9 protein-coding genes are annotated in these 12,961 nt (G+C 60.9%); 6 read left to right on the top strand and 3 right to left on the bottom strand.

What is annotated here, in order from left to right; all coding sequences use genetic code 11:
- The first annotated feature begins 115 nt into the window (after window positions 1–115).
- From purD to JNB85_RS29255, 4 genes are all read left to right on the top strand, one after another.
- Complete coding sequence (purD, locus tag JNB85_RS29270; protein ID WP_220337905.1) at window positions 116–1,387, top strand: phosphoribosylamine--glycine ligase; 1,272 nt, start codon at window positions 116–118, stop codon at window positions 1,385–1,387.
- A 205-nt stretch (window positions 1,388–1,592) separates the two neighbouring features.
- Window positions 1,593–2,045: a plant virulence effector HPE1-like domain-containing protein gene (locus JNB85_RS29265; RefSeq protein WP_220337904.1), complete on the top strand. Its 453-nt coding sequence runs from the start codon at window positions 1,593–1,595 to the stop codon at window positions 2,043–2,045.
- 349 nt (window positions 2,046–2,394) lie between these two features.
- A complete protein-coding gene (locus tag JNB85_RS29260; RefSeq protein ID WP_220337903.1) occupies window positions 2,395–4,218 on the top strand; it encodes a methyl-accepting chemotaxis protein in 1,824 nt (607 codons plus the stop codon).
- A gap of 278 nt (window positions 4,219–4,496) precedes the next feature.
- Entirely contained in the window at window positions 4,497–6,320 is a 1,824-nt protein-coding gene (locus tag JNB85_RS29255) for a methyl-accepting chemotaxis protein (RefSeq protein ID WP_220337902.1), read from the top strand.
- Between the two features lie 38 nt (window positions 6,321–6,358).
- Here JNB85_RS29255 and JNB85_RS29250 read toward each other — a convergent pair whose 3' ends face one another.
- Together JNB85_RS29250 and JNB85_RS29245 are read right to left on the bottom strand one after the other, a co-directional pair.
- A complete protein-coding gene (locus tag JNB85_RS29250) occupies window positions 6,359–6,880 on the bottom strand; it encodes a 2-thiouracil desulfurase family protein (RefSeq protein WP_220337901.1) in 522 nt (173 codons plus the stop codon).
- Window positions 6,881–6,912: 32 nt separating this feature from the next.
- On the bottom strand, window positions 6,913–7,827 hold the full coding sequence (locus JNB85_RS29245) for a LysR family transcriptional regulator (RefSeq protein WP_220337900.1): 915 nt from the start codon (window positions 7,825–7,827) through the stop codon (window positions 6,913–6,915).
- A gap of 97 nt (window positions 7,828–7,924) precedes the next feature.
- Between JNB85_RS29245 and JNB85_RS29240 the strand changes: the two genes are divergently transcribed.
- Complete coding sequence (locus JNB85_RS29240; protein ID WP_007817881.1) at window positions 7,925–8,134, top strand: tautomerase family protein; 210 nt, start codon at window positions 7,925–7,927, stop codon at window positions 8,132–8,134.
- Between the two features lie 53 nt (window positions 8,135–8,187).
- Here JNB85_RS29240 and glyS read toward each other — a convergent pair whose 3' ends face one another.
- On the bottom strand, window positions 8,188–10,365 hold the full coding sequence (glyS, locus tag JNB85_RS29235; protein ID WP_220337899.1) for a glycine--tRNA ligase subunit beta: 2,178 nt from the start codon (window positions 10,363–10,365) through the stop codon (window positions 8,188–8,190).
- Between the two features lie 238 nt (window positions 10,366–10,603).
- Between glyS and JNB85_RS29230 the strand changes: the two genes are divergently transcribed.
- Window positions 10,604–12,913 (top strand): Tex family protein, encoded by a 2,310-nt coding sequence (locus tag JNB85_RS29230; protein WP_220337898.1) that lies wholly within the window; start codon window positions 10,604–10,606, stop codon window positions 12,911–12,913.
- Window positions 12,914–12,961: the final 48 nt, after the last annotated feature.

The raw sequence follows: 12,961 nt of genomic DNA, 5'->3' as shown, positions 1-12,961 counted from the left end.
GTGGTGGCGGCGGCGGCTGGTAAGCTTTCTTGCTTGACCTTTCGGCCCTTCCCGCTTAACCGCCAGACGCAACAGGCCAGGCCAATAGGTCGGACCAGCAGCAAAGGGATCAGGCATGAAGGTTCTGTTGATCGGATCGGGCGGACGCGAGCATGCACTCGCCTGGAAGCTGGCGCAATCGCCGCTCATGACGGAACTCTATGCCGCCCCCGGCAATCCGGGCATCGCCGAACATGCGACACTTGTCGCCGTCGATATCGACGACCACGACGCGGTCATCACCTTCTGCCGGGACAAGATGATCGACTTCATCGTCGTCGGGCCGGAAGCCCCATTGGTTGCCGGCATTGCCGACCGACTGCGTGCCGCAGGATTTGCGGTCTTCGGCCCGTCTGCCGCGGCTGCCCAGCTCGAGGGTTCCAAGGGCTTCACCAAGGACATCTGCGCCCGCTATAATATCCCGACTGGCGCCTATCAACGTTTTAACAACGCCCCAAAGGCCAAGGCCTATATTCGTGAGCAGGGCGCGCCTATCGTCGTCAAGGCAGATGGCCTTGCAGCCGGCAAGGGGGTGACGGTCGCGATGACGCTGGACGAGGCGCTGGCGGCTGTGGACGATTGCTTCGAGGGTGCCTTCGGCGAGGCTGGGGCCGAGGTCGTCGTCGAAGCCTACCTCGATGGTGAGGAAGCCAGCTTCTTCTGCCTCTGCGACGGGAAGAATGCCCTGCCGCTCGCAACCGCGCAGGACCACAAGCGCGTTGGCGAGGGCGATACCGGCCCGAATACCGGTGGTATGGGCGCCTATTCGCCGGCACCCGTCATGACGGCCGAGATGACCGAGCGCACGATGCAGGAGATCATCGAGCCGACCATTCGCGGCATGGCCGAAAGCGGCCATGCCTTCAGCGGGGTTTTCTTTGCGGGCCTGATGATCACCGCCAAGGGGCCGGAACTCATCGAATACAATGTCCGCTTCGGCGATCCGGAATGCCAGGTGCTGATGATGCGGCTGAAGAGCGATCTCCTGCCGCTGTTGCTCGCCTGTGCCAACGGCACGCTGGACGAGTTCAAGGCGGAATGGACCGACGATCCGGCGCTGACCGTCGTCATGGCCTCGAAAGGCTATCCGGGCGCCTATGAGAAGAACACCCCGATCCTCTCACTGCCGGAAGCCGGGGAGGGAGAGAAAGTGTTTCACGCCGGCACATCGCTGAAGGATGGCGCGCTTGTCGCCACCGGCGGCCGCGTCCTGAACGTGACGGCGACGGGCCGCACGGTCGGCGAGGCGAAGGATCGTGCCTATGCCCTGCTGGACGGGGTGAAATGGGAAAACGGCTTCTGCCGCCGCGATATCGGCTGGCGCGCGGTCGAACGCGAAAAGGCATAGGCGGCGGAAGGACAACGGCCCGTTTCGCTAAATTTTTACCCTTTCCTCTGACGGGATGGAAACAAAGCTGCGCTAATCTGGCTCCTGATGCATCGGACCGAAAAGTGTGAAACGGTTTTCGGACAATCCGATGCACGAACAAAAAACTGAGAGCAGAGGACCGTTTTCCGGGGCCGCTGCTCTTAAGTGAGACGGAGTAGTATTGATGCGTCAGATTTTCCTCAATGCAGTATTCCTGCTGGCGGCTGGTTCCGCCACAGCCGGTTCGATCGAAGTGGTCGGGCCGAACAAGCCGAAGGAAGCCGGCAGCATCATTACCGAGACCTGCGAACATTGCCCGCCGCTCCAGACGGAAGCCTCGAAGAAGGATTATTTAGTGCCGGAACTGCGTCCCGGCTCTTTCCAGCAGGTAGAGGTCCGTGATGTCGATGGAGAAAAAAAGATCTATCGCACCGAAAACTGGATGGGTGGTTCCCCGGTCCTCTTCGTGAGCAAGGCAACGCCCGAGCAGATGCTTGCGCTGGCCCCGTCGCCGCCAACCGAAGGTATCGACAATCAGGCGACGGCAGCCGTGGTCGGCGGCGATGCGAAGCCGATAGCGGCCGATATGGGTGGAACCACACCTCTCGACGTTTCCGCGTTTGAGCTCCGTTTCTAATTCGGATCCCTTTGCCACTCCGATCAAAGTTTCGATCGTTGCGAACACACCTGAAGAGAAGCGGGTGCGTTTTTGTCTGTTTTTAATAAGAATATTCTAATTTATTTGATTGCAATTACGAAGAACTGCAACTTATACAATTCTGCGAGAAGATACCCATGAATTTTACTGGGCCGACCGAGTAGAAGCCCTGCCTTTGTTAAAAGATAATTTAATCCTCCATATTAATTTACTTACCTAGGGCCGGAGGACGCATGATTGCGCTAGCTGAGCGCGCGATACTTCGCGCGCAGGTCGGGAGTTGACCGATCCGGGAATATTGCTTTTCACCTTTTCCGTGAGGTCAATCATGAAGAAGCTCAAGATCGCGCATCAGCTCTTTGCGCTGGTCGGTGTTTTGATGGCTGCATTTGCAGTCGCGACCTACTTTGAAATCCGTACATCCGAACAGGCGATTTACGACGAGCGCTTCGACATGCTTCGCACGCAGGTCGAATCGGGCATCTCCGTCCTCAACACTTTCTACGAACGCGAGAAGGCCGGTCAGATGACGCATGAGGCTGCTCAGGCCGAAGCCTTCGACATCCTGAAGCGCGTGACCTTCCAGCCATCGGGTTATCTCTTCGGCATGGACTACAACGTCGTCCAGGTCTTCCATCCAAATCCGACCAATATCGGCAAGAATATGAGCGGCCAAGTCGACAAGACGGGCGCGAAATTCAGTCAGGCCCTCGTCGACCACGGCAAGGCTGGCGGCGGCCGTACTTTCTACTACTGGGGCAAGCCCGGCCAGCCGGAAGATCAGGTGTTCCTCAAGGGCGCCTATTCCAAAGCCTTTGAACCCTGGAAGATCGTTGTCGGTACCGGCGTCTATCTCGACGACCTGCAGCAGAAGATCAATGCGACGATCTGGAAGGCACTGACCGCCTCGCTGATCGTCTTTGTCGGCGGCATGGCCGTTGCGGCCTATTTTATCCGCGGTATATCGAACCCTCTGAAAGACGTTCACAACGCTCTGCAGGCTGTCGCCGAAGAAGATGTCTCGATTGCCATCCCGCATACGGGGATGAACAACGAAGTCGGCATGATGGCGAAGGCGACGCAGTCGCTGCAGGAGAAGATCAGGGAACGTCACGCGATGTCGGAGCGCGAGGCTGCCCAGCAGCTGGCGCTCGAAAGCGAGCGTGAGACCAACCTGCGCCATCAGCAGGACGAAGCCTCGCTGCAGGCTCGCGTCGTCAGCACCATCGGCCAGGCGCTGGAACAGATCGCCCGCGGCGACCTGACGGTTCGTTGCGCCGATATCGGCCAGAAATACGCGGCATTGCGCGACAACTTCAACGATGCGCTCTCGCATCTGGAAGCCGCCATGGCCCAGGTCAGCGCCAAGGGCGGTGATATCGGTGTCGCCAAGGAAGAGATCCGCCGCGCCTCAAACGAACTGTCGCAGCGCACTGAGCGCCAGGCCGCCAGCCTGGAAGAAACCTCGGCTGCTCTCGACGAGCTGACCGTCGCCGTTCGCCAGACCGCCGATGGCGCCCATGAAGCCAGCAAGCGGGTTCACTCGGTCTCGACCGAAGCCACCCACAGCGATGCGATCGTCACTCAGGCGATCGAAGCCATGAGCGGCATCGAAAAGTCCTCGTCGGAAATCACCAAGATCATCGGCGTCATCGACGAGATCGCCTTCCAGACGAACCTCCTGGCGCTGAACGCCGGTGTCGAGGCAGCCCGCGCCGGCGAAAGCGGCAAGGGCTTTGCCGTCGTCGCTCAGGAAGTGCGTGAACTGGCCCAGCGCTCGGCAGCTGCCGCCAAGGAGATCAAGGATCAGATCGCCCGCTCGTCCAGCCAGGTCGACCATGGTGTCCGCCTCGTCGGCGAGGCAGGCGAAGCGCTGAAGCGCATCTCCGATCAGATCAAAGCTGCCAACGAGATCGTCGCCAAGATCGCCCACAGCGCCTCCGAACAGGATACGACGCTGCGCTCGATCTCGTCGTCGATGAACCAGCTCGACGCCGCCACCCAGCAGAATGCCGCCATGGCCGAAGAGACCACGGCATCGGCCGAAACGCTGGCTGCCGATACCGACGAACTGCTCGGCCTCATCAGAGGCTTCCGCGTCGGCAACGCCGCAGTAGCGCCCGCCATGCATCAGGGTCGCCGCGCCGCTTAAAGACGGGGCGACCAAAAGCTATTTTATTACGAAAGTAATTAGCGGCCGCCGGATGAAGATCTGGCGGCTTTTTTTGGCGCACCCCTCGATTTTTAGGGAAATTTCGTCAAAAATCTAATAAAATTAAAGTTTTATTATAGGATGGATGCCAATCGTAGCTAACCGGTCGCAGCATGTTCCTTTAGCAGCGGTAGATGCGTCGCCTTTGTCCGGCGCGCTCGCACAGGCGGTAGAAAACCGCACCGGAATGCAGCTACTCATTCCCGTTGCGAGGCATTATGAAAAATTTGAAAATATCGAAGCAGCTTATATTGCTGGTCATCGGCCTGATGATCGCGTTTGCGATCGCGACCACCCTCCAGGTCCGCTCCTCGGTCAATGCGATCTACAAGGAACGCTATGACATGCTGCGTTCGGAAGCCCAGTCTGCGGTCTCCGTTCTCAAGCTCTATCAGGCAAAGGTGACTTCGGGCGAAATGACGCTGGAAGACGCCCAGAAGCAGGCCTATGCCACCGTCAACGGGATGAAATACGACCCGGATGGCTATTTCTTCGGCTATGGCTACGACGTCAAGATGATATTCCACTATGACACCTCCAAGATCGGGCAGATCAACAAGGGTCAGCCGGACAGCAAGGGCAAGCTCTATCGCGAAGAGCTGGTCAAGGTTGGGCAGCAGGGCGGCGGTCTCGTCGAATATTATTCCACAGCCAAACCGGGCCAGCCCGTTGGCGATTATCGTAAGACGGCCTACGCACTGGCCTTCGACCCCTGGAAGGTGGTCGTCTGCACCGGCGTCTACATGGACGACCTCGATGCCCAGGTGAACAACAAGATTCTGTCCGCGCTGTCTGGCACCATCGTCCTGTTCTTCTTCGCCCTTGTCGCCGCCTATCTGGTCATTCGCGGCATATCGAACCCTCTGAAAGACGTTCACAACGCTCTGCAGGCTGTCGCCGAAGAAGATGTCTCGATTGCCATCCCGCATACGGGGATGAACAACGAGGTCGGCATGATGGCGAAGGCGACGCAGTCGCTGCAGGAGAAGATCAGGGAACGTCACGCGATGTCAGAGCGCGAGGCTGCCCAGCAGCTGGCGCTCGAAAGCGAGCGTGAGACCAACCTGCGCCATCAGCAGGACGAAGCCTCGCTGCAGGCCCGCGTCGTCAGCACCATCGGCCAGGCACTGGAACAGATCGCCCGCGGCGACCTGACGGTGCGCTGCGCCGACATCGGCCAGAAATACGCGGCATTGCGCGACAACTTCAACGATGCGCTCTCGCATCTGGAAGCCGCCATGGCCCAGGTCAGCGCCAAGGGCGGTGATATCGGTGTCGCCAAGGAAGAGATCCGCCGCGCCTCAAACGAACTGTCGCAGCGCACTGAGCGCCAGGCCGCCAGCCTGGAAGAAACCTCGGCTGCTCTCGACGAGCTGACCGTCGCCGTTCGCCAGACCGCCGATGGCGCCCATGAAGCCAGCAAGCGGGTTCACTCGGTCTCGACCGAAGCCACCCACAGCGATGCGATCGTCACTCAGGCGATCGAAGCCATGAGCGGCATCGAAAAGTCCTCGTCGGAGATCACCAAGATCATCGGCGTCATCGACGAGATCGCCTTCCAGACGAACCTCCTGGCGCTGAACGCCGGTGTCGAGGCAGCCCGCGCCGGCGAAAGCGGCAAGGGCTTTGCCGTCGTCGCTCAGGAAGTGCGTGAACTGGCCCAGCGCTCGGCAGCTGCCGCCAAGGAGATCAAGGATCAGATCGCCCGCTCGTCCAGCCAGGTCGACCATGGTGTCCGCCTCGTCGGCGAGGCAGGCGAAGCGCTGAAGCGCATCTCCGATCAGATCAAGGCTGCCAACGAAATCGTCGCCAAGATCGCCCACAGCGCCTCCGAACAGGATACGACGCTGCGCTCGATCTCGTCGTCGATGAACCAGCTCGACGCCGCCACCCAGCAGAATGCCGCCATGGCCGAAGAGACCACGGCATCGGCCGAAACGCTGGCTGCCGATACCGACGAACTGCTCGGCCTCATCAGAGGCTTCCGCGTCGGCAACGCCGCAGTAGCGCCCGCCATGCATCAGGGTCGCCGCGCCGCTTAAAGACGGGGCGATCAAAAGCTATTTTATTACGAAAGTAATTAGCGGCCGCCGGAATCCTCGGCGGCCGTGCTGTTGGGGCCGATGCGTTCGATGAGCTGATCGATCTCGCGGTCAGAGAAGACTTCGAGGCCTGCCTGCTTCAGCGCCGCCGCGGTAACGCCGTTGCCGGCCCGCAGGCTGCCCGAGAAGGAGCCGTCATAGATGAAGCCGGAACCGCAGGACGGGCTGCCGTCGATCAGCAGCGCATAGCGGCAGCCGTTATCGGTCGCAAGCCGTACGGCATTTTCCGCCGCCCGCAGGAATTCCTCGGTCACGTCGCCACCGGTCAATTCCACGACGCGGCCGGTTCCTGCCAGCACATCCTCGCCATCAGTCGCATCGCCGATTTCGGCCGGCGGCCGCGGCACCGGCATACCGGCTGACATTTCCGGACAGATCGTCACGACCAGCCCTTCCTGCATCCAGCGTTCGATTGCCGGATGGGCGAGCGGCTTGGCGCCGCCGTCATATCGGACGGCGTGGCCCATGAGACAGGCACTGACGAGGATCTTGGACACCATGGGATGAGCTTTACTGGATATTCATGCTGAGGTCACCGCCTGACGTCGGGCGCAGCCTCGGCAACGCAAGTCCGGAACCACCGCTGCGCCGGATGTGAATCGTTGCGCCGATGCCACGACATGACAAAGGGGATGGGCTCGAGCATGAGGGGCGGCTCAAAGGAGGCAAGTTCGTCCGCATGGCCGGAGGCTGCCACGACACCGGCCATCAGGGTGGCGATCATATCGGAGCGGGCAATCAAGAGCGGCGCGGCATACATATTGGGAAGGGTCAGTGCAAGCCGCCGCTGAAGTCCACTCTTGGTCAGCGCTGCATCGACATGGCCGAAACGCTCGTTCTCAGGTGAGACGAGCAGGTGTGGGAGAGCCAGAAAGGCGCCGAGATCGAGCGCTCTTTGTGCAGCCGGATGATCCTTCCTGACGATACAGACGAAACTCTCCTCGAACAGAGGCTGGGTCAGAATACGTCCGGTTTTCGTTGCCGGCACGCCCACCGTTACATCGACCTCTCCGGCATCCAGGAGATCGATGGCATCGTCACGCGCGCTGAAATTCCGGACCTGCAATGTCGCATCCGGAGCCGCCTTGGCAAGATGCGCAGCGAGTTGCGGCAAAAGCGCGAAAGTCGGATGATCGGAGAGACCGATCGTGAAGGTGGCAGACGAGGTCACGGGATCGAACGCCTGGGTGAAATCGAGTGTGCGCTGGATGTCGGCAAGAGCACGCGACAACGGTTCGGCGAGATCCAGCGCTCTTGGTGTTGGTTGCAGGCCCTGCGGCCCCCGCACCAGAAGCTCGTCCCCGAGAAGGCCGCGCAACCGCGCGAGCGCAGCGCTCATAGCGGGTTGCGTGCGGCCGATGCGAATGCCAGCCTTCGTCACGCTCCGTTCCTTCATGAGCGCGTCGAAAGCGACGAGCAGGTTGAGATCGATTCCGTGCAAATCCATAGCATGGATGAATGCACATACTTCATATCAATTTCAAGCATGCTGCCGATGCCGCTAAGCTTGCCGGGTCATAACGCAAACCAGGCAGGAGCTCATCATGCCATTCGCAAACTACAAGTTTCCCGAGGGTACTCTGACTGCAGAGCAGAAGGAGGATATCATTCTCCGCACGACGGCCATGTTCGTCGACTTTTTCGGAGAGGGCGTCCGCCCCTATACCATGGTCCTCGTCGACGAGGTCGTCGACGGCGGTTATGGTCGCGCAGGCGAAACGCTCACCATCGCCAAAATGCAAAAGGGGCGATGAGGGCAAAAAGCAAAAAATGGGGCCGTTCGGCCCCATTTTTTGTTTGTCGGCCGTTAGCCCGCGATCTTCGAAAAGTCCGCGACTGTCCCCGTCGCCGCACGGATCATCCGCAAGAGGGCGAGGCGGTTGGCGCGGATCGCGGCATCCTCATCGTTGACCAGCACATCGGTGAAGAAACGGTCGACGGGAGCACGCAGCTTCGACAGCGCTTCCATGGCCGAGCGGAAGTCTTCATGCGCGACCGCGCCGGCAGCTTCCGACGAAGCCTTGGTGATGGCGGCGAACAGTTCCTTCTCGGTGTCAAGCTTCAGCAACGCCTCGGAAACGCCGTCGGCGACAACCGTGCCCTTCTTCTCCTCGGCCGCCAGAAGCTGCGTGGCGCGCTTGGTACCGGCCAGCAGGTTGATGCCGTCTTCCGAGGTGATGAAGGCCGTCAGCGCCTCCACGCGACGGGCCACCATCAAGAGGTCGTCGGATTCAGGTGTCAGCACGGCGTCGATGAGGTCGTAGCGAGCACCCTGTTCGCGCAGATAGACCTTCAGGCGGTCGTGGAAGAAGGAGAGCAGATCTAACTGCCGCGTCAGGTCGTCGGTATCGACATTCGCGCCAATATCCATATCGATGCGCTGCATATGCGAGACGATACGCGGCAAGAGCGTCACGCGGGCACGCTTTTCAAGCAGGATGCGGATGATGCCGAGCGCCGCACGGCGAAGCGCAAACGGGTCCTTCGAGCCGGTCGGCTTCTCGTCGATTGCCCAGAAACCGATGAGGGTATCGAGCTTGTCGGCGAGCGCTACAGTGATCGCCACCTTGTCGTCGGGCACGCGGTCAGACGGACCCTGCGGCTTGTAATGGTCTTCGATCGCGGTGGAAACGGAGACGTCTTCTCCCTGCAGCGCCGCATATTTGCGGCCCATGACGCCCTGCAGTTCCGGGAATTCGCCGACGGCTTCGGTGCGCAGGTCCGCCTTACAGAGAACCGCGGCGCGGTCCACGACCTTGTAATCGGCGCCGACAGGCATGGCGATCTTGGTGGCCATCGCGCGGATGCGTTCGACGCGATCGCCCTGCGTGCCGAGCTTGGCATGGAAGGTGACGTGAAGTGCATCGAGCTTGGCCATGCGCTGGTCGAGCGGCTTGGCGAGGTCAAGGCTGAATTTCTTGGCGGAGGCTTCCAGCGTTTCGAGGTCCGGCAGGCTTCCCTGGTCGCGCTTCCAGAAATGCAGCGCGTCGGACAGGCGGGCACGCACGACCTTGCCGTTGCCGTGAATGATCTCCTTGCCGCCGTCCGTTGCCTGGATATTGGAGACGAGGATGAACTTGTTCGAAAGCGTCTCTTCGCCCTGTTTGCGGGTGACGAAGCACTTCTGGTTCGTCTTGATGGTCAGACGGATGATCTCGGAGGGGATCGAAAGGTAATCCTCCTCGAAGGAGCCCATCAGCACCTGCGGCCATTCGACGAGGCCGGAAACCTCTTCCAGCAGGCCCTCGTCCTCGACCAGTTCCAGCCCGCTCGCAAAAGCGATATCGCGGGCGTCATGCAGGATGATGTCCTTGCGCCGCTCCGCATCGAGGATGACCTTCGCCTTTTCGAGGCTCGAGACATAGTCGTCGAAGCGCTTGACGGTGATGGCATCAGGCGCATGGAAACGGTGGCCGTAGGTCACGTTGGAGGCGACGATGCCGTCGATCTCGAAAGGAATGACGACGGTTTCTTCATGCTCGCTGCCGAAAGTGCAGACGATCGACTGCAGCGGTCGAACCCAGCGCAGCGAACCGGGCTGCGAAGAGGCCTTGCCCCAGCGCATCGACTTCGGCCAGGGAAAATCCCTGATGATGCCGGGCATCACTTCGGCGATGATCTCTTCCGCGCCGCGGCCGGGCTTGGAAATGACGGCGACGTAGAAATCGCCCTTCTTCGGGTCGCTGACGACCTGCGCCTCGGCAATCGAGGAAAGGCCGGCGCCGCGCAGGAAGCCTTCGATCGCCTTTTCATTGGCGTCGGTGCGCGGCCCCTTGCGCTCTTCGCGAATATCGGCGGAGCGGGCGGTCAGGCCGTGAATATCGAGCGCGAGGCGGCGCGGCGTCCAGTATTCGCGCGCACCCTCATAGGTCAGGCCTGCTTCCACCAGGGCATCGGTCAGGAGCTTCTTGAGATCGCCGGCGGCCTTGCGCTGCATGCGGGCGGGGATCTCTTCGGAGCGAAGTTCGAGAAGCAGGTTCGGCATGGTACTCTTTTCCTGGCGCCTGCAGGGCAGGGGCAATCAAAAATGGTCGCCTCTGCTACCAAAGAATGCCGCATCTGCACAACCGCAAAAACAGGAAGAAGAAGGCTCAATTGCGCCTCAGTCATGCCTCTTAAATCGCTGGGAGCGCTGCCTTCAGCTGTGGAAAGCGGCGGGAGGCATTGCCTTGCCGCTTTTCGTCGCTATGGTCCGCCCACCCTAACCAACCGCAGGAAATCTCATGGCCGCTGACCTTCGTTCGCTCGCAGCAAGTATCTCCGCTGAAATCAATGCCAGGCCCGATCAGGCCAAGGCGGCGATCGAGCTGCTGGACGAGGGCGCGACGGTGCCGTTCATCGCCCGCTACCGCAAGGAAGTGACGGGCGGCCTTGACGATACGCAGCTGCGCACGCTGGCCGAGCGGCTTGTCTATCTGCGCGAGCTCGAATCCCGCCGCGATACGATCATCGAATCCATCACTGGCCAGGGCAGGATGACGGATGAGCTGATGGCGAAGCTTTCGGGCGCCGCCACCAAGGCCGAATTGGAAGACCTCTACCTGCCCTACAAGCCGAAGCGCCGCACCCGCGCCGAGATTGCCCGCGAGCGTGGCCTTGGCCCGCTTGCAGAAGCGATCCTCGCTGATCGTGGCAAGGATCCGGCCGCGCAGGCAGAGGCCTACATCACGGCTGACGTTCCGGATGTGAAAACGGCCCTCGAAGGTGCCCGCGACATCGTTGCCGAAGGTTTTGCCGAAAATGCCGATCTGCTCGGCAAGCTGCGTGCCCATATGCGCAATGCCGCGCTCTTGAAGGCGAAGGTGGTCGAAGGCAAGGAAGCCACCGGCGAAAAGTTCTCCGATTATTTCGATCATTCCGAACGTTGGGCGACGGCTCCCGGCCACCGCGCGCTTGCCATGCTGCGCGGCTGGAACGAGGAAGTGCTGACCCTCACGATCGAGACCGATGCCGAGATCGCCTCACCGAACAAGCCGGTCGAGCGCATGATCGCCACCGCCTACGAAATCGGTGCAACCCGTCCCGGAGACCGCTGGCTGATGGATGTCGCAAGCTGGACCTGGCGCGTCAAGCTCTCCATGTCGCTATCTCTCGACCTGATGCGCGAGTTACGCGAAAGGGCGGAGGAAGAGGCGATCCACGTCTTTGCGCGCAATCTCAAGGATCTGCTGTTGGCGGCTCCCGCCGGCTCGCGCGCCACGATGGGCCTCGATCCAGGCATCCGCACCGGCGTCAAGGTCGCGATCATCGATGGCACCGGGAAGCTGCTCGATACGACCACGGTCTATCCGTTCCCGCCGAAGAATGACGTGCGCGGCACCCAGGCCGAGCTCGCCGCCCTCATCCGCAAGTACAATGTCGAACTGATCGCCATCGGCAACGGCACCGGCAGCCGTGAGACGGAAAAGCTGGTGGCCGATTTGCTCGCGGCCCTTCCGGCTCCCAAACCCACCAAGGTCATCGTCTCGGAAGCCGGCGCTTCTGTCTACTCGGCTTCGGAAACCGCTGCCGCCGAATTCCCGCAGTTGGATGTGTCGCTGCGCGGCGCCGTTTCCATCGCGCGCCGTCTGCAGGACCCGCTCGCCGAACTCGTCAAGATCGAGCCGAAATCGATCGGCGTCGGCCAATATCAGCACGATGTCGATCAGACGAAGCTTTCCCGTTCGCTCGACGCGGTGGTCGAAGATGCCGTGAATGCCGTCGGCGTCGATCTGAACACGGCATCGGCGCCGCTGCTGTCGCGCGTATCCGGTCTTGGTCGTTCGATTGCCGATGCGATCGTGCTGCACCGAGACCAGAATGGCGCCTTTGAAAGCCGCAAGGACTTGCTGAAGGTCGCCCGCCTCGGCCAGCGCACCTTCGAGCAGGCGGCAGGCTTCCTGCGCATCCCAAACGGCAAGGAGCCGCTCGATGCCTCCTCCGTGCATCCGGAAGCCTATGGCGTGGCAAAGAAGATCGTCGCCGCCTGTGGCCGTGATCTGCGCTCGCTGATGGGCGACAGCGTCACCCTGAAAGCGCTCGATCCGCGCAAGTTCATCGACGAGAAGTTCGGCCTTCCGACGGTCAAGGATATTATCGCTGAACTGGATAAGCCGGGCCGGGATCCGCGCCCGAGCTTCAAGACCGCGACCTTTGCCGAAGGCATCAACGAAATCGGCGATCTGAAGCCGGGCATGACGTTGGAAGGCACGGTGACCAACGTCGCTGCCTTCGGTGCCTTCGTCGATATCGGCGTGCATCAGGATGGGCTCGTCCATGTTTCGCAGCTCGCCGACCGCTTCATCAAGGATCCTCACGAAATCGTGAAGGCCGGCGATGTGGTCAAGGTTCGCGTGGTCGAAGTCGACGTGAAGCGCAAGCGGATCGGCCTCTCCATGCGCAAGGATGACGGTGCTCCAGCCGGTTCGCCACGTGGTGAGTCGCGTGGAAATTCAGGCTCGCGCCCGCAACACGATCGCAAGCCAATACAATCCAAGCCGCAGAGCCAAGGCGCTTTCGGCGCGGCGCTCGCCGAAGCGATGAAGCGAAAATAAGGGCTTAGTCCTGAGATTGGCAAAAATGTCACACTTTGGCAATTGAAT

Origin of the sequence: Rhizobium mesosinicum (assembly GCF_019511345.1) — a bacterium.
Taxonomy (GTDB): Bacteria; Pseudomonadota; Alphaproteobacteria; order Rhizobiales; family Rhizobiaceae; genus Rhizobium; species Rhizobium mesosinicum.
The sequence above is the reverse complement of the archived record's forward strand: the minus strand, read 5'-3'. Positions and strand labels throughout refer to the sequence as shown.